This window comes from Pantoea sp. KPR_PJ (assembly GCF_041386365.1).
Taxonomy (GTDB): domain Bacteria; phylum Pseudomonadota; class Gammaproteobacteria; order Enterobacterales; family Enterobacteriaceae; genus Pantoea.
This window is the reverse complement of sequence record NZ_JABMIK010000001.1, coordinates 104,882-124,377: the sequence shown is the minus strand read 5'-3', so window position 1 is coordinate 124,377 and position 19,496 is coordinate 104,882. Positions and strand designations below refer to the sequence as shown.

16 protein-coding genes are annotated in these 19,496 nt (G+C 56.5%); 3 read left to right on the top strand and 13 right to left on the bottom strand.

Features of this window, described 5'->3' with window-relative positions:
- Positions 1-99: 99 nt before the first annotated feature.
- Complete coding sequence (locus HP564_RS00580) at positions 100-1,302, bottom strand: serine hydrolase (protein WP_371239191.1); 1,203 nt, start codon at positions 1,300-1,302, stop codon at positions 100-102.
- 267 nt (positions 1,303-1,569) lie between these two features.
- Here HP564_RS00580 and HP564_RS00575 point away from each other — a divergent pair, with 267 nt between their 5' ends.
- Complete coding sequence (locus HP564_RS00575) at positions 1,570-2,226, top strand: HAD family hydrolase (RefSeq protein ID WP_371239189.1); 657 nt, start codon at positions 1,570-1,572, stop codon at positions 2,224-2,226.
- Here HP564_RS00575 and HP564_RS00570 read toward each other — a convergent pair whose 3' ends face one another.
- The 8 genes from HP564_RS00570 to HP564_RS00535 all read right to left on the bottom strand — a co-directional run bounded on the left by HP564_RS00570 (position 2,227) and on the right by HP564_RS00535 (position 11,289).
- The gene (locus HP564_RS00570) at positions 2,227-3,360 is read right to left on the bottom strand and encodes a PQQ-dependent sugar dehydrogenase (protein WP_371239187.1); all 1,134 of its coding nucleotides are present in this window, start codon (positions 3,358-3,360) and stop codon (positions 2,227-2,229) included.
- 164 nt (positions 3,361-3,524) lie between these two features.
- Positions 3,525-4,160 (bottom strand): carbonic anhydrase, encoded by a 636-nt coding sequence (locus HP564_RS00565; RefSeq protein ID WP_371240605.1) that lies wholly within the window; start codon positions 4,158-4,160, stop codon positions 3,525-3,527.
- A 408-nt stretch (positions 4,161-4,568) separates the two neighbouring features.
- Positions 4,569-5,018 carry a DUF4385 domain-containing protein gene (locus tag HP564_RS00560; protein WP_371239185.1) on the bottom strand — a complete coding sequence of 150 codons (450 nt, stop codon included), beginning with the start codon at positions 5,016-5,018 and terminating at the stop codon, positions 4,569-4,571.
- Positions 5,015-5,920, bottom strand: a complete 906-nt coding sequence (gene gsiD / locus HP564_RS00555) for a glutathione ABC transporter permease GsiD (RefSeq protein WP_371239183.1) — start codon at positions 5,918-5,920, stop codon at positions 5,015-5,017. The genes HP564_RS00560 and gsiD overlap by 4 nt, the downstream gene beginning before the upstream one ends.
- Positions 5,921-5,929: 9 nt before the next feature.
- The gene (gene gsiC, locus HP564_RS00550) at positions 5,930-6,850 is read right to left on the bottom strand and encodes a glutathione ABC transporter permease GsiC (protein WP_371239181.1); all 921 of its coding nucleotides are present in this window, start codon (positions 6,848-6,850) and stop codon (positions 5,930-5,932) included.
- 48 nt (positions 6,851-6,898) lie between these two features.
- On the bottom strand, positions 6,899-8,434 hold the full coding sequence (gsiB, locus tag HP564_RS00545; protein WP_371239179.1) for a glutathione ABC transporter substrate-binding protein GsiB: 1,536 nt from the start codon (positions 8,432-8,434) through the stop codon (positions 6,899-6,901).
- Between the two features lie 38 nt (positions 8,435-8,472).
- On the bottom strand, positions 8,473-10,320 hold the full coding sequence (gsiA, locus tag HP564_RS00540; protein WP_371239177.1) for a glutathione ABC transporter ATP-binding protein GsiA: 1,848 nt from the start codon (positions 10,318-10,320) through the stop codon (positions 8,473-8,475).
- A 9-nt stretch (positions 10,321-10,329) separates the two neighbouring features.
- Complete coding sequence (locus tag HP564_RS00535) at positions 10,330-11,289, bottom strand: isoaspartyl peptidase/L-asparaginase family protein (RefSeq protein ID WP_371239175.1); 960 nt, start codon at positions 11,287-11,289, stop codon at positions 10,330-10,332.
- A 224-nt stretch (positions 11,290-11,513) separates the two neighbouring features.
- Here HP564_RS00535 and moeA point away from each other — a divergent pair, with 224 nt between their 5' ends.
- Both moeA and moeB read left to right on the top strand, forming a co-directional pair.
- Positions 11,514-12,749: a molybdopterin molybdotransferase MoeA gene (gene moeA / locus HP564_RS00530; protein ID WP_371239173.1), complete on the top strand. Its 1,236-nt coding sequence runs from the start codon at positions 11,514-11,516 to the stop codon at positions 12,747-12,749.
- A 1-nt stretch (position 12,750) separates the two neighbouring features.
- Complete coding sequence (gene moeB, locus HP564_RS00525; protein WP_371239171.1) at positions 12,751-13,503, top strand: molybdopterin-synthase adenylyltransferase MoeB; 753 nt, start codon at positions 12,751-12,753, stop codon at positions 13,501-13,503.
- 89 nt (positions 13,504-13,592) lie between these two features.
- On the opposite strand, the gene HP564_RS00520 is transcribed toward moeB, so the two are convergent.
- The 4 genes from HP564_RS00520 to HP564_RS00505 form a co-directional block, all read right to left on the bottom strand.
- The gene (locus HP564_RS00520; protein ID WP_371239169.1) at positions 13,593-15,185 is read right to left on the bottom strand and encodes an ABC-F family ATPase; all 1,593 of its coding nucleotides are present in this window, start codon (positions 15,183-15,185) and stop codon (positions 13,593-13,595) included.
- Positions 15,186-15,362: 177 nt separating this feature from the next.
- On the bottom strand, positions 15,363-15,764 hold the full coding sequence (locus tag HP564_RS00515) for an H-NS family nucleoid-associated regulatory protein (RefSeq protein ID WP_123802854.1): 402 nt from the start codon (positions 15,762-15,764) through the stop codon (positions 15,363-15,365).
- Positions 15,765-16,194: 430 nt separating this feature from the next.
- Positions 16,195-17,679: a sugar porter family MFS transporter gene (locus HP564_RS00510; RefSeq protein WP_371239166.1), complete on the bottom strand. Its 1,485-nt coding sequence runs from the start codon at positions 17,677-17,679 to the stop codon at positions 16,195-16,197.
- A gap of 280 nt (positions 17,680-17,959) precedes the next feature.
- On the bottom strand, positions 17,960-19,495 hold the full coding sequence (locus tag HP564_RS00505; protein WP_371239164.1) for an efflux transporter outer membrane subunit: 1,536 nt from the start codon (positions 19,493-19,495) through the stop codon (positions 17,960-17,962).
- Position 19,496: the final 1 nt, after the last annotated feature.

Below are 19,496 nucleotides of genomic sequence, written 5' to 3'. Positions count from 1 at the left end.
GCACCTCCGGGAGATGGTGCGTCATGTTGCAGGATAAAGATAAGGAATGCGATCGGCTCATGCCCATCGCATTCGCGCAAGGCTGACGCCCCGTGCTTGTTAGTTAAACCATTTACCAAACAGCGTGTGGAACTGCATCAGTACAAAGTCCAGGATGCGGCTAAAGAAATTGCCCTCTGGCACCTCGTCCATCACCACCAGCGGGCGCTGCTCGATCGTTTTCCCGTTGAGCTGAAAATCGATGGTGCCAACCACCTGATTTTTCTTCAGCGGCGCTTCCAGCTGCTGGGTGGCAAGGTTATAGCTCGCCTTCAGATTTTTCATCTGCCCTTTTGGTATCGTCAACGCGGCATCCTTCTCGACGCCGAGATTGACCTCTTTGCGATCGCCAAACCAGACGCGCTGCTGGGCGAAGGGCTTATCCGACTTAATCGGCGTAACGGTTTCGTAAAAGCGGAAGCCCCAGGTGAGCAGCTTTTCGCTCTCGCGGAAGCGGGCCGCATCGGTTGCGGTGCCTAATACCACGGAGATAAGACGCATATCATTTTCCGTGGCGGAGGCGACGAGGTTGTTGCCCGCTCCCGAGGTATGTCCGGTTTTGATGCCGTCAACCTTGAGGTTGGTACTCCACAGCAGACGGTTACGGTTCATCTGGCGGATGCGGTTAAAGGTAAACTCCTTCTCTTTATTCAGCGCATACTCTTCCGGCACATCACGGATGAGCGCCTGACCAATCAGCGCCATATCGCGCGCGGTGCTGTACTGCCCCTCTGCATCCAGTCCGTGCACCGTCATAAAGTGGGTATTCTTCAGACCAAATGCCTTCACATAATTGTTCATCAGACCAATAAAGGCATCCTGACTGCCCGCGACATAATCTGCCAGCGCAATACAGGCGTCGTTGCCCGACTGAATCACGATGCCTTTATTGAGTTCAGAAACCGGAATGCGATCCCCCGGCTTCAGAAACATCAGTGAGGAGCCTTTCAGCTTAGGATTGCCGGTGGCCCATGCGTCCTGACCCACCGTAACCATATCATCGCGCTTGATTTTGCCGGACTTAAGCGCCTGGCCGACCACATAGCTGGTCATCATTTTGGTCAGGCTGGCGGGATCGAGTCTGTCATCTGCGTTGCCTTCGGCCAGCACTTTGCCGCTGGCATAATCCATGAGAATCCAGGCTTTTGCCTCAACCTGAGGCGGTGCAGGCGCGTCGACGGCAAAGGTCACAGGCGCGACAAAGAGCAATAACGAGGTGGCGGCAGCGTACCGCAGGCGGCGTGAAGAACGAGTAGTTGTCATGTGCGCGGGAATTCCATGTTAAATCGCGGTTTTAGGGGCAAAATGGACAGAGTGAAACGCTAACCTCTGCGGAGCCTGAAAAAAACCGCCCAACCGTAAAGTTTTATAGAGTTTGGTAGAGTAACCCTGGCATGTTACGGACGCCGTGACCAGTGTCGCGCGCTGCCTGCGTGGCCAAAAGCCGGTGAAATTCCGATTTTTCGCAGAAAAGTTAAGCTCGTCACAAAACTCTGCCAGGCTGATGTGAGTCAACCGAGGAGACGCACCATGGACTTAGCCGTATTCGACCTGGACGAAACCGTTATTTGCGAGGACAGTACCGGCCTGTGGCTGCGCTGGCTGGTCTCGCAAGGCTTTGCTCGTGAAACGCTGCTCGCCGAAAAGCAGGCATTAATGACGCACTATTATGCTGGCACCCTGGCGATGGAAAACTATATGGCGCTCACGCTCTCGCCGCTGACAGGTCTGGCAGCCCCTACGGTTGCCAGCTGGGTACGGCGCTGGATCCAGCGTGATATTCTGCCGCGCGTCTACCCCGATGCGCGCGATCGCATTCAGTGGCACCAGCAGCGCGGCGATAAAGTGGTTATTTGCTCCGCCAGCGGTGAACACCTGGTGACGCCCATTGCTGAACGGTTGGGTGCACACGGCGCACTGGCGACGGGTGTCGAAGTGGTAAACGACCGCTACAGCGGTCTGACCTACGGTACCCTCACCTATAAAGAAGGCAATGTCAGCCGACTGACCGACTGGCGTGCGCTTCAGCATGAGAACGCGTTTCATCAGACCTGGGCCTATAGCGACTCCATGAGCGATCTGCCGCTGCTGGCGCAGGCCGACCACGCGCTGGTGATTAACCCCAACAGACAGCTGCACCAGGAGGCACTTGCCCGCGGCTGGGAAGTCTGCCGCTGGGCGCGCTGATTAACCGCGGGACGCGCTGGCGTCCTGCGCTAATCCCACTTTCAGCAGCTTACCGTTGTCATCATCGGTCAGAACATAAAGATAGCCGTCCGGCCCCTGCCGCACATCGCGGATACGCTCATTGCGATCGGTCAGCAGGCGCTGCGCCTCTGTGACCTTATCGCCGTTAACGGTCAGGCGGATCAAATTTTTCTCTTTAAGCGCGCCAATAAACAACGAGTTTTTCCATTCAGGGAAGCGCGCGCTGTTATAGAAGGCCATGCCGCTGATGGCCGGTGACACTTTCCAGTAATAGACCGGCTGCTCTGTGCCCTCGGCGTGGGTGCCTTTTGATTCCGGCACCCGGTTGCCGTTGTAATCGATACCCCAGGTCGCCAGCGGCCAGCCATAATTTTTACCTTTCAGCGGGATATTGACCTCATCGCCACCGCGCGGCCCGTGTTCGCTCTCCCACATTTGCTGCGTCCAGGGGTTAAACGCCAGGCCCTGAGGGTTGCGCAAACCGTAGGCCCAAATCTCTGGACGGGCACCACTGCGGCTGACAAAGGGATTATCTTTTGGCACGCTACCGTCCGGGTTCAGGCGCAAAATTTTACCGGTCAGCTTGTCGAGATCCTGCGCGCTACTGCTATGAAAGTTATCGCCGAAAACAATGTAAAGATAGCCGTCGCGGTCAAAGGCAATACGCGTGCCCAGATTATTGCCTGCCGACAGCTGAGGCGTCTGGCGGATCACCGCTTTGAATCCCGTCAGGCGACGGTTATCTTCACTGAGCTGGCCATAGCCCACCACGGCACCCAGTTCGCCGCGGCTGTTGGCTTCGGTATAGCTCAGCCAGACGCGACGGCTCTGCGCAAAATCAGGCGCCAGCACCACATCGAGCAGGCCAGCCTGACCGCGCACGGCCGCTTCTGGCACCCCCTCAAGCGGCTGAGAGAGGCCGCTGTCTGGCCGCCAGCTGCGCAGCTGCCCGGTTCGCTCGGTGATCAGCAGCGTCTGGTTATCGGGCAAAAAGGCCACTGACCAGGGATGATTAAGCTTCTCCTGTAACACCTGAACCTGCACGTCAGCCGCCAGTGCCGGTAAGGTGAACAGCGCGCCGCCAAGTAACAGTGTGGCAGTGAGTCGGGCCATAGGATGCTCCTGTCGCAGGGGATGAATTTAAGGGTAGCCAGCGCAACCCAATAATGTTCAGGCTTTACAAAAGATTAAAGAAGAGGTGAGGGTTTACATCCTGCACAGGCAGCAAAGGGAGAGCAGAAAGAGAACGCCCGCTGCTGGAGCCGCGGGCGGAGGGGTTACTCGAAGCAGGTTTCCGGATTATCGGAGAGGGAGATAAAGCTTTTCCCGCCTTCGGTCAGTGCAATAATTTTGCCTGACTCAATGTCATAAACCCAGCCGTGCAGGCGCACTTTACCTTTACGCAGCGCCAGTGCTACAGACGGGTGAGTTTTGATGTTGTTCAGCTGCGCAATCACGTTTTCTTTCACCATCTCGTTGAGCTTGGCTTCCGGCGACTCATACTCACGCTCTTCAATCACGGTTTTCGCAGCATCGGCGTAGCGCAGCCAGTGTTCAACTGCTGGCATGCTGTCCATGCACTGGCAGGACGCGATAGCGTTCATTGCGCCGCAGTTGGAGTGACCGCAGATAATAATGTCACTCACGCCCAGCACCATCAGCGCATATTCAATCGTTGCTGACACGCCGCCAGGTTCCGGACCGAACGGCGGCACGATATTGCCGGCATTACGGATTACAAACAGCTGGCCCGGTTCCTGCTGGGTAACCAGTTCCGGCACTAAGCGGCTGTCAGAACAGGAGATAAACAGCGCTTTTGGAGTTTGGTTAGACGCCAGGCTTTTGAAAAGATCCTGTCTCTCAGGAAATACATTCTGTTGAAAACTCAGAAATCCGTTAACGATCTCTTTCATCATTGCGCTCTCACGTTGTCCATTGAGTCGACTGCGGAAACAGGCGTCCGCAGCTGCCTTTTATCTGTTTATTATTGAATTCACAGTAAATTTGAATTTTGGATTTAAGCACCAGGTGGCGCTAAACTCAACCCTGATGTTGTTGTTGACCCACTGACTCTGAGGCGCAGAAGGACGTTTTTTACTGAGATAACCAGAAGTTAGCCAGCAAAAACTGAGTGGTCAGATTTGCACTTATTTACGTTATCAGCGGAAACAGGGAATGGGTGTGCGGCGAATAGCTGGCTATCTGGCTGAAAAAGCAGATGAATATCCCTACGAAACACCCTGTTTTTAGCAGCAGGCCCTCATTCTGTGGCTAACCTGATGCAGAAGAACCTCAGCGATAACGCTGAGGGGGCGCGCGCGCTAACCGTAGAGTTTCTGATGCGCCCGCTTGCGCGCCAGGTAATCCTCATCTTCCCGCAGCCGATCCCAGTAGGCTTTGAAAACGGCCGCCGCCGCGGCCTTCTCTTCGTTGACACCGCGCGGCAGTTCGTTGCCGTCTGCGTCATACTTGCGACCGCCTTTGTGATTGCTGTAGCGGCGAGCACGGGTATAGCCCATCTGAATAAACTTGCGGGCCATGTCCATCCCGACGAAGTCATCCTGCGTGCGGTACGCTTCAAACATCTCCATGATTTTTGCCGCTGACGCTTTAGCAATCGGCACGGTGCGAAAACGCCAGTGCGGCAGAATCTCGCCCTTGTAGGGTTCGACCATTAGCACGCCCTGCTCGCCGCGCCCGACCTGGTACAGCTCCGGGTTTTTGCGGAAGTCGATGGTTTTGAAGTCCTGCTCGTAATTAAATTCTTTCATGTCCTGAGTTTAGGATCGAGTGCGTCACGTAGCCCGTCGCCCAGCAAATTAAATGCTAAAACCGTGAGGAAAATCGCGAGGCTGGGAAAAATTGCCACGTGGGGTGCCAGCACCATATCCGCACGCGCCTCGTTGAGCATCGCGCCCCACTCTGGCGTTGGCGGCTGCGCGCCCAGGCCAAGAAACGACAGGCTGGCAGCGGTGATGATCGAGGTACCAATGCGCATCGTGAAGTAAACCACGATGGATGAGACCGTGCCGGGCAAAATATGCCGCAGCAAAATGGTCATATCGGACGCACCAATACTGCGCGCCGACTCGATATAGGTCTGATGCTTCAGCACCAGGGTATTGCCACGTACCAGCCGCGCAAAGGCTGGAATACTGAAAATCGCTACCGCGATAATCACGTTGCTCATGCCGCTACCCATTATGGCGACGACGGCAATCGCCAGCAGAATGCCAGGAAAGGCAAACAGCACGTCGCAAATGCGCATGGTAAGCCGATCCCAGGCACCTTCATAGAAGCCAGCGAGCAGGCCGAAAAACGTGCCGATTATTGCGCCAATCGCTACTGAGAAAAAGCCCGCAATCAGCGAGATACGCGTGCCCACCAGCACACGGCTAAAGATATCGCGGCCCAGTGAATCGACGCCGAACCAGTGCTGCAGCGACGGCCCCTGGTTCAGACGGTCATAATCAAAATAGTTCTCGGCGTCGAATGGCACAATAAGCGGGGCAATAAACGCCACCAGCACCAGCAGCAGCACAAAGAGTCCTGCCGTCATCGCGATCGGCTGGCGGCGAAAGCGCCGCCAGAACTCGCTCCAGGGGGTACGTACCCGATTTTCCGTTGTCAGCGGCAGGCTTTTCAGCACCGCTTCACGTCGCCAGTTCTTCATTGCGACTCCTTAGCTGTAGCGAATGGCGGGATTGATTGCTGCATAGAGCAGATCGACCATCAGGTTAATCAGAATGAATTCCAGCGAAAAGAGCAGCACCTCGGCCTGAATCACCGGGTAGTCACGCATCTCCACCGAATCGACCAGCAGACGGCCCAGCCCAGGCCAGTTGAACACCACCTCTACCACGATAGAGCCACCGAGCAGAAAGCCAAACTGAAGCCCCATCATGGTGACAACCGGGATCATGGCGTTACGCAGGCCATGCTTCACCACCACCAGCGACTCGCGCACCCCTTTGGCACGCGCGGTACGCATATAGTCCTCCTGCATCACCTCCACAAATGACGCGCGGGTAAAGCGCGCCATTACCGCCGCCACCGCCGCTCCGAGGGTGATCGAAGGCAGGATATAGTGTTTCCAGCTCTCTGCACCCACGGTCGGTAACCAGCCCAGCTCGACTGAAAAAACCTGCATCAGCAGCATACCGAGTGCAAAAGCGGGAAAGGAGATGCCAGATACCGCCAGCGTCATGCCGAGGCGATCCGGCCAGCGGTTGCGCCATACGGCGGAAATAATGCCGATCCCCATGCCGAAAATCACCGCCCAGACCATGCTGGCCAGCGTCAGCCACAGTGTGGGCATAAAGCGCGAGGCAATCTCTGTCGAGACCGGCCGCCTGGATACCAGCGACTGGCCAAAGTCGCCCTGCAGGGCATTGAGCATAAAGTGCCAGAACTGCTGCGGCAGCGACTGATCCAGCCCCAGCTCCTGACGCACCAGCTCCACCACGCTGGCGTCGGCATCCTGACCGGCGATCAGGCGCGCGGGATCGCCCGGCAGCAGGTGGACAAACAGGAACACCAGCACGGCGACAATCAGCAGTGTGGGAATCAGCCCCAGCAGTCGTTTAATAAAGTAGTTAAGCATGCGTAATCCTGCGCAGCAGCGGCCAGCCCGTGGGACTGGCCGTTCGGGTTACTTCAGTTCAGCCTCATCAAAGCTAAACGAGGTATCGGGCATAACATAGAAGCCGCTCAGCGATGCGGTGTTGGCGGAAACCAGCTGCTCCACAACCAGGGGGATCCAGGGGTGATCGTTCCAGATGGTATCTTGCGCATCTTTGTAAAGGGCAGCTTTGCGCGCGCGATCGGTGGTTTTCAGCGCATCAGCCAGATCCTTATCTACTTTGGGATTGCTGTAAAAAGCGGTGTTAAAGATAGCCGGTGGCCAGGAGGCGGTGGCAAACAGCGGCGTCAGCGCCCAGTCTGCTTCGCCCGTCGATGCTGACCAGCCGGTGTAGAACATCCGCACGCCGCTCTCTTTCTGCCCTTTCCCCTCCACTTCCGCCGCGCGCTGGCCTGCATCCATCGCGGTAACTTTCACCTTCACCCCAACCTGTGCGAGCTGCTGCTGGGTGAACTGCAATACCTTCTGCGCGGTGCTGTGGTTGTGTGACGACCACAGCGTGGTTTCAAAGCCGTTGGGGTAGCCCGCCTCTTTCAGCAGCTCGCGCGCCTTCGCCGGGTTGTACTGAATGGCCGGATAGGTTTGTGCAAAATCGATGGACGGCGGCACAATGCCGGTGGCAGGGGTGGCATAACCGGCAAAGGCGACCTTCGTCAGCGCCTCGCGATTAATGGCATACTCCAGCGCCTCACGCACTTTCGGGTTGTCGAAAGGTTTTTGCGTGACGTTGAGGCTGATATAACGCTGCATGATTGAGGGAGTGGTCACCACTTTCAGCTTCGCGTTTTTCTCCAGCAGCTTCGCCTGCTCAAAGGGCACCGGGAAAGCAAAGTTAGCCTCACCGGTCTGAAGCATCGCTGCTCGGGTGTTATTATCCACCACCGGACGCCAGGTGATGGTGTCGAGTTTCGGATAGCCTTTTTTCCAGTAGCCATCCCACTTTTTCACCTTCACGTAATCGGTCTGATTCCAGGTGACAAATTCATAAGGCCCCGTTCCCACTGGATGAAAGCCGATCTCTTTACCATATTTTTTCAGCGCGGTAGGCGAGATCATGGCGGCGGCCGGGTGCGCCAGATTATTGATAAAGGCGGAGAAGGGTTGCTTCAGGGTAATCTTTACCGTGGTGGGATCGATCGCCTCGGTGGTGGCAATATATTTAAACAGGTTGTAGCGCTTGAGGTGGTTATCCGGGTTGCTGGCGCGCTCCAGGTTTACCTTGACCGCTTCGGCATTAAAATCGCTGCCGTCCTGAAATTTAATGCCGGGACGTAGCTTGATGGTGTAGATCAGACCATCCGGACTCGCCTGATAACTCTCAGCCAGCACATTCGTCAGCTTCATCTCTTTGTCAAAGCCAAACAGCCCCTGATAGAACGATTTCGCTACCGCCTGTGACAGCGTGTCGTTGGCATCATAGGGATCGAGCGTGGTGAAGTTTGAGCCGACGGCGATAACGGCGTCTTTGGCCGCCCACGCGGGCAGTGCTGCCACGCCGCTCAGTAAACTCGCAGCCAGTAAACTTTTACGCATTGTGTGGTGCATGGTGTTCTCCTGTAGTCCCTGCTTTATCGATATGGTATTCAGGCGCCGCTGATGGCATGCCGCGCAACGAAATGGCCTGGCGCAACTTCAGTCAGAGGCGCCACTTCAGGCTCATCGCCCAGTGCATGGACGGTACTCGGGATCTCATCCACCATCAGGGCGCGTTCGCGCCGTCGGTGAGTGGGATCGGCCACCGGCACGGCCGCCATCAGCTTGCGGGTATAGGGATGACGCGGCTGCTCAAACACCGCCTGGCGTGGCCCTATCTCAACGATTTGTCCCAGATACATCACGGCTACGCGATGGCTGATACGCTCCACCACCGCCATATCATGTGAAATAAACAGGAAAGCGATGCCAAATTCACGCTGCAGATCGAGCATCAGGTTGACGATCTGCGCCTGAATAGAGACATCAAGCGCCGATACCGACTCATCGGCGATAACCACTTTTGGATTGAGCGCCAGCGCGCGTGCAATACAGATCCGCTGGCGCTGGCCGCCGGAAAATTCATGGGGATAGCGCTGCGCATGCTCCGGCAGCAGACCCACTTTCTCCAGCAGCCAGGCGACGCGCTGTTCCGCCTCGCGGCGCGTCATGACCTTGTGCACCAGCAGCGGCTCCATGATGGAGAAGCCCACCGTCAGGCGAGGATCGAGTGAGGCATAGGGATCCTGAAAGATAAACTGGATATCCCGGCGCAGGTGCGCCAGCGCCGGGCCCGACAGCGTATCGATGCGCTGGCCGTTGAAGGTAATGGTACCGCCCTGGGTTGCCACCAGCCGCAGCAGCGAGCGCCCGGTCGTGGACTTACCACAGCCCGACTCACCCACCAGCGCCAGCGTTTCACCCGCGTAAAGGTCAAAGCTGACCTTCTCAACCGCATGCACACGCCGCTTAACGCGATTGAGCAGGCCACCGCGAATATCAAAGCGCGTCACCAGATCCCGCACCTGAAGGATGGGGGCGATATCGCGCCGCACCGTATCCTGCGGCGCTTCTGGCTCGCTTTGCGCACTGGCGTGCAGCAGCGGAAAGGGAGCAGGCAGCGGCTGACCACTCATCGCGCCCAGCTTCGGCACGGCAGCCAGCAGCGCTCTGGTATAGGGCTGCTGGGGCGCGTCAAACAGCTGCTGCACCGGCGCGCGCTCGACAACGTCCCCGCGATACATCACCTGCACGCGGTCGGCCATTTCCGCTACCACGCCCATATCGTGAGTGATAAAAATCACCCCCATGTGCATCTCTTTTTGCAGCACGCGGATCAGCTGCAGGATTTGCGCCTGAATCGTGACGTCAAGCGCCGTCGTGGGTTCATCGGCGATCAGCAGCGCTGGTCGGCACGACAGCGCCATGGCGATCATCACGCGCTGGCGCATGCCGCCAGAGAGCTGATGCGGGTAGCGTGACAGTACGCCCTGCGCCTCTGGAATGCGTACCAAATCGAGCATACGGCGCGCTTCGGCCAGCGCCTGCGGGTGGCTTTTTCCCTGATGCAGGCGGATAGATTCAGCGATCTGCTCGCCGACGGTAAATACCGGATTCAGCGAAGTCATCGGCTCCTGAAAGATCATCGCCATATCCGCACCGCGCACGCGACGCATCACTTTTCCCGACGCCTGCATCACGTCCAGCAATTCACCGCTGCGGCGACGCAGCAGAATATCCCCGCTGACCTCACCGCCGTTCTGCTCTGCCAGCCGCATCAGCGCCAGCGAGGTAACGGATTTGCCGGAGCCAGATTCGCCCACAATGGCCAGGGTTTCGCCGCGGTAGACCTCCAGCGACAGATCGCGCACGGCGTGCGTCACCCGTCCTTCATGGCTGAAGCGTACGTTAAGGTTACGGACCGCCAGAACCTGCTCTGGTGCCATTTGCTGCGTCATGCCTGCTCCTCAGCCTTCGCGGTAGATGCCGACCTCAGCCTCTTCGCCTACGCGCGCAAAACCACGATACATGCCTTCGCTGTTAAACGGCAGCGCCACGTTGCCAAAGCGGTCAACGGCAATCAGGCCGCCGCTGCCACCCAGTTCCGGGATGGTATCGTGAATAACGTTAACGCAGGCCTGCTGTAGCGAGTGCCCGCCGTATCGCATTTGCGCAGCAATATCATAGGCTGCCAGGGTGCGGATAAAGACTTCGCCGGTACCGGTGCAGGAGACCGCCACCGTATCGTTGCTGGCGTAGCAGCCTGCGCCGGGCAGCGGAGAATCGCCTACGCGCCCTGCCTGCTTGTTGGTCATGCCGCCGGTAGAGGTGGCCGCCGCGAGGTTGCCCTCAGCGTCAATCGCCACCGCCCCTACCGTGCCAAACTTACGGTCAGGATCGAGCGGATCATCAGCACGCGCGGCACCGTCATGGTCGAGCAGCATTTCCTCGCTGCTGAGCGCCCGTTGCAGCTGCTTCCAGCGTTCCGGGGTGGAGAAATAATCGGGATTAACCTGCTCCAGCCCGTTATCCCGCGCAAACTGCTCGGCACCGGCGCCGATAAGGAGCACATGCGGGCTGACCTCGAGCACTTTGCGCGCCGCCAGCACCGGATTACGCAGGCACGAAACCCCGGCTACCGCGCCTGCCTCCAGCGTGTGGCCATCCATGATGCAGGCGTCCAGTTCATGGGTGCCCTGATGAGTAAAGACTGCGCCTTTACCCGCGTTGAACAGCGGACACTCTTCCAGCAGCCGTACCGCCTCGGTCACGGTATCCAGCGCGCTGGCACCCTGCGCCAGCATGTTTTGTCCTGCGGTGACAATGTCTGTCAGTGCCTGGCGGTATGCCTGCTCTTTTTCCGCGCTCATAGCCGAGCGCGTAATGGCACCTGCCCCACCGTGAATGGCGATGACTGCTTTGACCATAACGCGTGTCCTGTTCTGTGACTGGAGTGAAAACACTGATTTAAAATGCTTTTCAGCCAATTTTGGTGATTTTTGACTATAGAAAGCCTGTTACAGCTTGTAAAGCGGAAACTCGCTCTGCGGCCATAACCTTTTATTGTGACTTATGCCAGGGCACGGATGTGACTCGGCTGGCATTTCGCACCATAATAAGCAGCAATTCTCCCCACTCAGGTTTGATTACGATGGAAAGCTTTACCGCAGAGTTAATTTCTCTTGAAGACGCACAGGCAAAAATGCTGGCGCAGCTTCAGCCGCTCCACGATCGTCTTAGCGTACCGCTGGCCGATGCCGTTGGTCGCATCACCGCGCTGCCGGTGACATCGCCCATCGACGTGCCGCCGTTTGATAATTCGGCCATGGATGGTTATGCGGTGCGACTGTCCGATATTCAGCCTGACCAGCCGCTCAGGGTGGCGGGGAAGGCCTTCGCTGGCGCACCTTTTACCGGTGAGTGGCCTGCTGGCAGCGTAGTGCGCATTATGACGGGGGCACCCGTGCCGCCGGGGTGTGAGGCGGTCGTTATGCAGGAAGAAACGCGTGAGGTTGAGGATGGCATTCTGATTAACGCGCCAGTAAAAGCGGGTCAGAACATCCGCCGGATCGGTGAAGATATCCAGCGCGATCGGCCAGTGCTGGCGGCGGGCGTGCGTCTGGGGGCAGCCGAGCTACCGCTGCTTGCTTCACTCGGTATCGCTGAGGTCAGCGTGCTGCGCAAGCTGCGCGTGGCGGTATTCTCTACCGGCGATGAGCTTCAGCCGGTCGGCCAGCCCCTGGCGGCCGGTCAGATTTACGACACCAACCGCTTTACGGTTTCGCTGATGCTGCACAAGCTCGGCTGCGAGGTGATCGACCTCGGCATTATCAAAGACGATCCCCAGGCGCTGCGCCATGCGTTTCACGAGGCCGATCGCCAGGCTGACGTGGTCATCAGCACCGGCGGCGTGTCGGTGGGGGAAGCGGACTTTACGAAAACCATGCTGGACGAGCTGGGCGTCATCACCTTCTGGAAGCTGGCGATCAAGCCTGGCAAGCCGTTTGCGTTTGGTCGTCTGGCGAGCAGCTGGTTTTGCGGTCTGCCAGGCAATCCCGTTTCTGCCACTGTGACCTTCTACCAGCTGGTACAGCCGCTGCTTGCGGCCCTGACTGGCCAGCGCACCTCGCCACTGCCGCCACGCCTGCGGGCACGCGCGGCCACGCGCCTGAAAAAGTCACCCGGTCGCCTCGACTTCCAGCGTGGCGTTATGCATCGCGCCGCCGACGGCGAGCTGGAGGTGCACAGCACCGGCCATCAGGGCTCCCATGTGTTCAGCTCTTTTACGGCAGCGAACTGCTTTATCGTGCTGGAACGCGAGCGCGGCGCGGTTGAACCCGGCGAGTGGGTAGAGATCGAACCCTTTAACGCGCTGCTGGAGGGCTAACATGCTGCCCGAACTCAGCGATGAAGAGATGATGCGCTATAACCGCCAGATTGTGCTGCGCGGTTTTGACTTTGACGGTCAGGAGAAGCTGAAGGCCAGCCGCGTGCTGATTGTTGGCCTTGGTGGGCTGGGGTGTGCAGCTTCCCCCTGGCTGGCGGCAGCGGGCGTCGGCGCGTTAACCCTGCTCGACTTTGATACGGTTGCCCTCTCCAACCTTCAGCGCCAGATCCTGCATCATGATGCCGATATTGGCCGGGCAAAAGTCACTTCGGCAGCGGAAAGTCTGGCGGCCATGAACCCCTTTGTGCAGATCGACACCGTGGCAGACATGCTGGCAGAGGAGGCACTTGAGACGCTGATAGCTGAACATCAGCTGGTGCTCGACTGCACCGACAATGTGCAGATCCGCGAGCAGCTCAACCGGCTTTGCCGCGCGCAGCGCGTGCCGCTGGTTTCTGGTGCAGCGATTCGCATGGAAGGCCAGATTAGCGTGTTTACCTGGCAGCCAGGCACGCCCTGCTATCGCTGCATCAGCCGACTGTTTGGCGAGCAGACGCTCAGCTGCGTTGAGGCTGGGGTAATGTCACCGCTGGTGGGTGTGATTGGCGCGATGCAGGCAATGGAGGCGATTAAGGTGTTAACGGCTTTTGGCACCCCCGCCACATCGCGGCTGCTGATGTATGATGCGATGAACGCAGAATTCCGTAGCGTTAAGGTTGCGCAGGATGCGCACTGTGAGGTGTGTGGTAAATAATAAAAGGGGATAGCCTGCGCTATCCCCTTTTGTGCTTCTGAAAGGCGGCTGCCATCCCGATCAGCATCTGCTCATCGGGCTGACCATAATCAGTAAATACCCTGGCTGCGCAGATAGTCTTCGTAGTTGCCGGTGAAGTCCACCACGCGATCCTCTTTAATTTCGATGACGCGCGTCGCCAGCGAGCTGACAAATTCGCGGTCGTGCGAGACGAAAATCAGCGTGCCTTCGTACATTTCCAGCGCCATATTCAACGACTCGATCGATTCCATATCCAGGTGGTTAGTGGGTTCATCCATAATCAGGATGTTAGGCTTCTGCATCATCAGCTTGCCGAACAGCATGCGCCCTTTTTCCCCACCAGACAGCACTTTCGCAGGCTTTTTAATATCATCGTGGCTAAATAACAGACGCCCCAGAATACTGCGCACCGCCTGCTCATCATCGCCTTCCTGCTTCCACTGGCTCATCCAGTCGAAGACGCTGAGATCGTTAGCAAAATCGGTGGCGTGATCCTGCGCGTAATAACCAATGCGCGCATTCTCCGACCATTTAACCGTGCCTTCATCAGGAGTCAGTTCGCCCACCAGCGTTTTCAGCAGCGTGGTTTTACCAATACCGTTGGCACCCAGCACCGCCATTTTCTCTCCCACTTCCAGCATCAGGTTGAGTTTTTTAAACAGCGGGCCATTATCAAAGCCTTTACTTAATGCTTCCACTTCCAGCGCATTGCGGAACAATTTTTTATCTTGTTCAAAACGAATAAAGGGGTTTTGGCGACTGGACGCTTTCACTTCATCCAGTTTAATTTTATCAATTTGTTTCGCACGCGAGGTCGCCTGACGAGATTTAGAGGCGTTGGCGCTAAAACGGCTAACGAAAGATTGCAGCTCCGCGATCTGCGCTTTTTTCTTCGCATTATCTGCGACTAAACGTTCACGCGCCTGGGTCGCCGCCGTCATGTACTCATCATAATTGCCTGGATAAAGACGTAATTCGCCATAATCGAGATCCGCCATATGGGTGCAGACCATATTCAAAAAGTGGCGGTCATGCGAAATGATGATCATGGTGCTTTCACGCTCGTTCAGCACCTGCTCCAGCCAGCGGATCGTGTCAATATCCAGGTTGTTCGTGGGCTCATCGAGTAACAAAATATCAGGATTGGAAAATAACGCCTGCGCCAGCAGTACACGTAATTTCCAGCCCGGCGCGATTTCACTCATTGGGCCGTAATGCTGCTCAACCGGGATGCCTACGCCGAGTAATAACTCACCAGCACGTGATTCAGCGGTGTAACCATCCATCTCGCCATACAGCACTTCAAGATCTGCGACTTTATAGCCTTCCTCTTCGCTCATTTCCGGCAAGGCATATATGCGGTCGCGCTCCTGCTTCACTTCCCACAATTCATTGTGGCCCATAATGACGGTGTCCAGCACGCTATATTGCTCAAACGCAAACTGATCCTGTCTTAACTTACCGATGCGCTCGTTGGGATCGTAAGAGACATTGCCACCGGTAGGCGTTAGATCGCCGCCGAGGATTTTCATAAAGGTGGATTTACCGCTGCCGTTTGCACCGATTAAACCGTAACGATTACCGCCGCCAAATTTTACGGAGATATTTTCGAACAGTGGCTTACTGCCAAACTGCATGGTGATATTGCTGCTTACTAACACGGCATGGACCTTTATGGCTGAGTGAAGGAAAAAACGGCGGCCATTATGCCAGACATCGCCTTGCGCATGCCAGCACCCGACGTGCGGGCTGAGGCAAGCCGCTGGTGGAAAGGGAAAAATAAAAAAGCCGACGGCTATTTAAAGCCATCGGCTCCCACTTGCAAGGATTGTGTAAATTTAGCCGATCAGGAAATCGTCGAGGCTCTTGCCTGAATCCAGTGCTTTTTTAATTGCCGCTGGGGTACGACCCTGGCCTGTCCAGGATTTTTCTTCGCCATTCTCATCAGTGTATGAATACTTGGCCGGGCGCGGCGCACGTTTGGCGCGTTTTTTGCCAGTTTCCAGGGCACCCAGTAATTCATTCGGATCGATGCCGTCAGCCAGCAGCATTTCGCGGTATTTAGACAGCTTTTCTTCTTTTTCGCGATTTTGCGCTTCTTCAGCTTCAACTTCTTCACGGCGTTCCGTGACGACTACAGTTAATTTCTCAAGAATTTCTTCCAGGTCACTCAACGGCAGTTCGCGTGCCTGCGCACGTAATGTGCGAATGTTGTTCAGAACTTTAAATGCGTCGCTCATTTTCCAATGTCCTTGACTAAGGGGTTTATTAAAACTGTAGCGACAAGATTACCCAATTCAAATAAAAAAATAAATTAATTTTCTTCTCCAGAAAATTCCGAAGCGGAAGCGTTAAATTTCCCTTCATGAACTTAACGCTATTCTCAATGCATTATTAACGGTGAATTAACAAGGTCGGGTGGCATTAACGCACCAGGCTGGAATCGTTTTCATAGACTGCTCGCAGGTTTATTAGCGAATATCTCAAGGAAAAAGCGTGATATAAACAGCATCGAAGATTAGGTTAGGCAAATAGTGCCTGCTGCCAGTGTGAGTCAGAGCTGGCCTTAAGTTAACCACAAAGCTGGTGTACAGCAGCGCTGTCGGACAACAAATGGATAAAAAAAAGCCGGTATGTCAACCGGCCTGCTTCACTATTGCTAACCCATCATCAGGATGTTTTATTTATCGGTTCTCCCAATGACGCGGTAGCAGAGACATCGTCAGCAGAAAGTTTCTCTTGCAGGTCGTGCTCTATTTGTTCCAGGCTGCGGTTGCGGGTTTCAGGTACACATTTTATGACAAATATTGCACCCGCCATCCCCACCAGCGCAAAGATAAAGAATGCGCCTGCCAGCCCAACGCTCGCCAGCAAAACCGGGAACACGAGAGAAATAAAGAAATTAGCTATCCACATGGCAAACACCGCTCCACCCATAAAAATGCCGCGCAGACGTGTTGGAAATATTTCTGACAACAGCAGCCAGGTGACCGGGGATAATGCACCCTGCTGAAAACTCAAAAACATCAGCATGCCCAGTAGCACCATATAGCTGCGCAACATGTCAGGCTGGCCGTTAATAGTTTCCGGCATGAAAAAGGTGACCGCGCCGATTAATACCAGACAGGCGGTACAGCCGAACTGACCCGCCATGGTCAGAGTACGTCGGCCAAATTTACCCAGCAGCCAGATGCCGACAAACGTCATCAGCACGGAAATGACGCCATTAGCGATTGTGGCAAACAGCGCGGCGCTGTCATCCATGCCCACCGCCTTTAACATGGTGGGTGCGTAATACATGATGGTATTGACGCCGGTCAGTTGCTGAATCATGGCGATCCCCACACCGATGAAAAACAACTTAAGCAGCCAGGGTTTACGCAGTTCGCGCAGGCGCGAACGCTGCTGATCTTCCTCCACCAGCGTCTCTTCAATTTCCGTCAGCTCCCATTCCACGTCCTGACGGGCACGGGTGCGCTCCAGCACGTTCCGCGCCTCGGCCAGTCGTCCCTTCATCGCATACCAGCGCGGCGTGTCTGGCATAAAGAGCATCCCAAAAAAGAGCAATACGGCTGGCAGCGTTGCCACGGCCAGCATCCAGCGCCAGGTTGTCTCACCACCCCATGCGGCATTAAATCCGGCATTGGAGATATAGGCGAGCATCTGCCCTGAAACAATCATCAGCTCCTGCAGCGTCACCAGTGGACCACGACGGTTTGCCGGTGCAATCTCTGCAATATAAACGGGCACGGTAGCCGCTGCGCCGCCAACGGCGACGCCCAGCACCAGGCGGAAGAAAATCATCCACTCCACGTTCGGTGCCATCGACGTGCCGAGCGCGCCAGCGGCAAAGATAATGGCTAAAACCAGAATTATTTTTTTCCGCCCGGCTGCGGCAGCAAAGTGCCCGGAGAGGAGCGCACCGCAGGCGGCACCCAATAACAGGCTGCTGGTCACCAGGCCGGTAGTAAATGGCGTCAGATTAAGTTCGGGCCCCATAAACAGCAGTGCACCTGAGATTACGCCGGTGTCGTAACCAAACAGCAGGCCGCCCAGCGTGGCGACGACGGCAATGACTTTAACAAAAGGTTCGGTACGGGCAGCGCTGTCTGGGCCTGAGGCTTTGTTCAGCGTAAGGCAGGATTCTCTGGACATCTTTTCTCCCGATAAAAGGCAGGTGTCCGGTTAAAATGGATTATTTTTATCGAATTAATAAAATATGAAACTTTAGTTTTGCGCAGTGAGTCATGTGTTCCGCGCCAGTTTGCTGGTTTGATCACAATAATCGCTATCAAAGCTTTACGCACCGCTATTTATTCCTTTACGCAGCGGCGACGTTTGCCATAAGAAAGAATATTTGTTTCACGGAAAGCAGCGAAACAGGCAGGCTGAAACGGGGCTGCGTTTTTCGTTGCAGCCCAGGAGGAAGGAGGAATTAGTTTGCCTGAGTCGCCGGCCCAAAGACGTTAAACTGCGGTAGCTTCACGTTCTGATAAGTTTCCCAGCCGCCGCCAAGCGCTTTATAGAGCGCAACCAGGTCCAGTGCGCTCTGCATCCGCGCCTGTGTTGCCTGCTCCTGTGCCTGCGCCAGCTGGCGCTGGGCATCCAGTACGTCGATAAATGTCGATATCCCTTGACGATAGCTGTCACTGGCGAGGTCAAAGGCGCGCTGCAGGGAGCCGGTCGTTTCATCCAGTGCGGTAACACGCGCCTGATCGGCACGATAACTCACCAGCGCGTTTTCTACATCCTGCATTGCAGTCAGGACCGTCTGGCGATAGTCGAGCGCTGCACTCGCCTGTTGGGCACGGGCCAGCTTCACGCTGGATACCAGTCGCCCCCCCTGAAAAATGGGGATCGACAGTGAAGGCCCGACGGAATAAAAGTGGCTGCTCCAGTTATCCAGATAGCTAACGTCAGTGTTGCGCACGCCCAGCTGACCGGTTAATGACAGACTGGGGAAAAGCTCAGCCACTGACACGCCAATGTTTGCCGTCTGTGCATGCAGCGTGGCTTCAGCCTGGCGAATATCGGGACGACGCCGCGCCAGCGTAGCAGGGATCCCCACCGGCACGATCTGAGGCAGCGCAGGCATCGCTTTTGGCGTATAGAGTTCATTATCCAGTGCGCCAGGGGTTTTACCCAGTAGTACCGCCAGGCCGTTCATCGCCTGACGCGCCTGTGACTGGTACTGTGGCAGCTGCGCCTGTAACGTGCTGAGCTGGGCACGTGCATTCTCCACGTCGGTCAGCGGTGCCAGCCCATTGCGCTGCTGGCTCTGTGTCAGCTCCCAGCTCTGCTGTGCCACGGCAATCTGCTGTTCAAGCGTCGCCACGGTCGCCTGGGCGCCGCGCAGCTGCAGATAAGCGCGGGCCACCTCTGCCTCCAGCGAAACCAGCGCATCGTTGCGCTGTTCAATGGCCGCCTGAGTTTGTGCATTAGCCAGTTCAACCTGACGCCTCACCTTGCCCCACAGATCCAGCTCCCAGCTGGCATCAAAACTGCCCTGATAGAGCGTGACCGGCTGCTCCAGACTGCTAAGCTGGCTGGCGGTCTCGCTGTCGAGCTGGTCAGTAACGCCATTTGCCTTTAGTAGCCCCTCCAGACCCAGCTGCTGGCGCGTCACCTTCGCACTGCCATTCAGACTGGGAAAGAGTCCACCCTGCGCCTGCGCCAGCTGCTGGCGTGCTCCGGCGATGCGCAACACCGCCTGTTGCAACGTCAGGTTTCCCTCTATCGCGCGATCAATCAGGCTATTGAGCTGGGGATCGTTAAACGTCTGCCACCAGCGCGAATTAATCGCGCTGGACTGGGTTTTAGAGGCCTGCTGAGTGTCGAGCAGATGATAGCTGCCTGGCAGCTGCGGCTTCGGCGCGTCGTAGTCTGGTCCCACGGCACAGCCCGCCAGCCAGAGCGCCAGAGTTAACAGGCTGAGCGGTCTTGCCAGCTGGCGTGTAAAAGTAACCTTCATG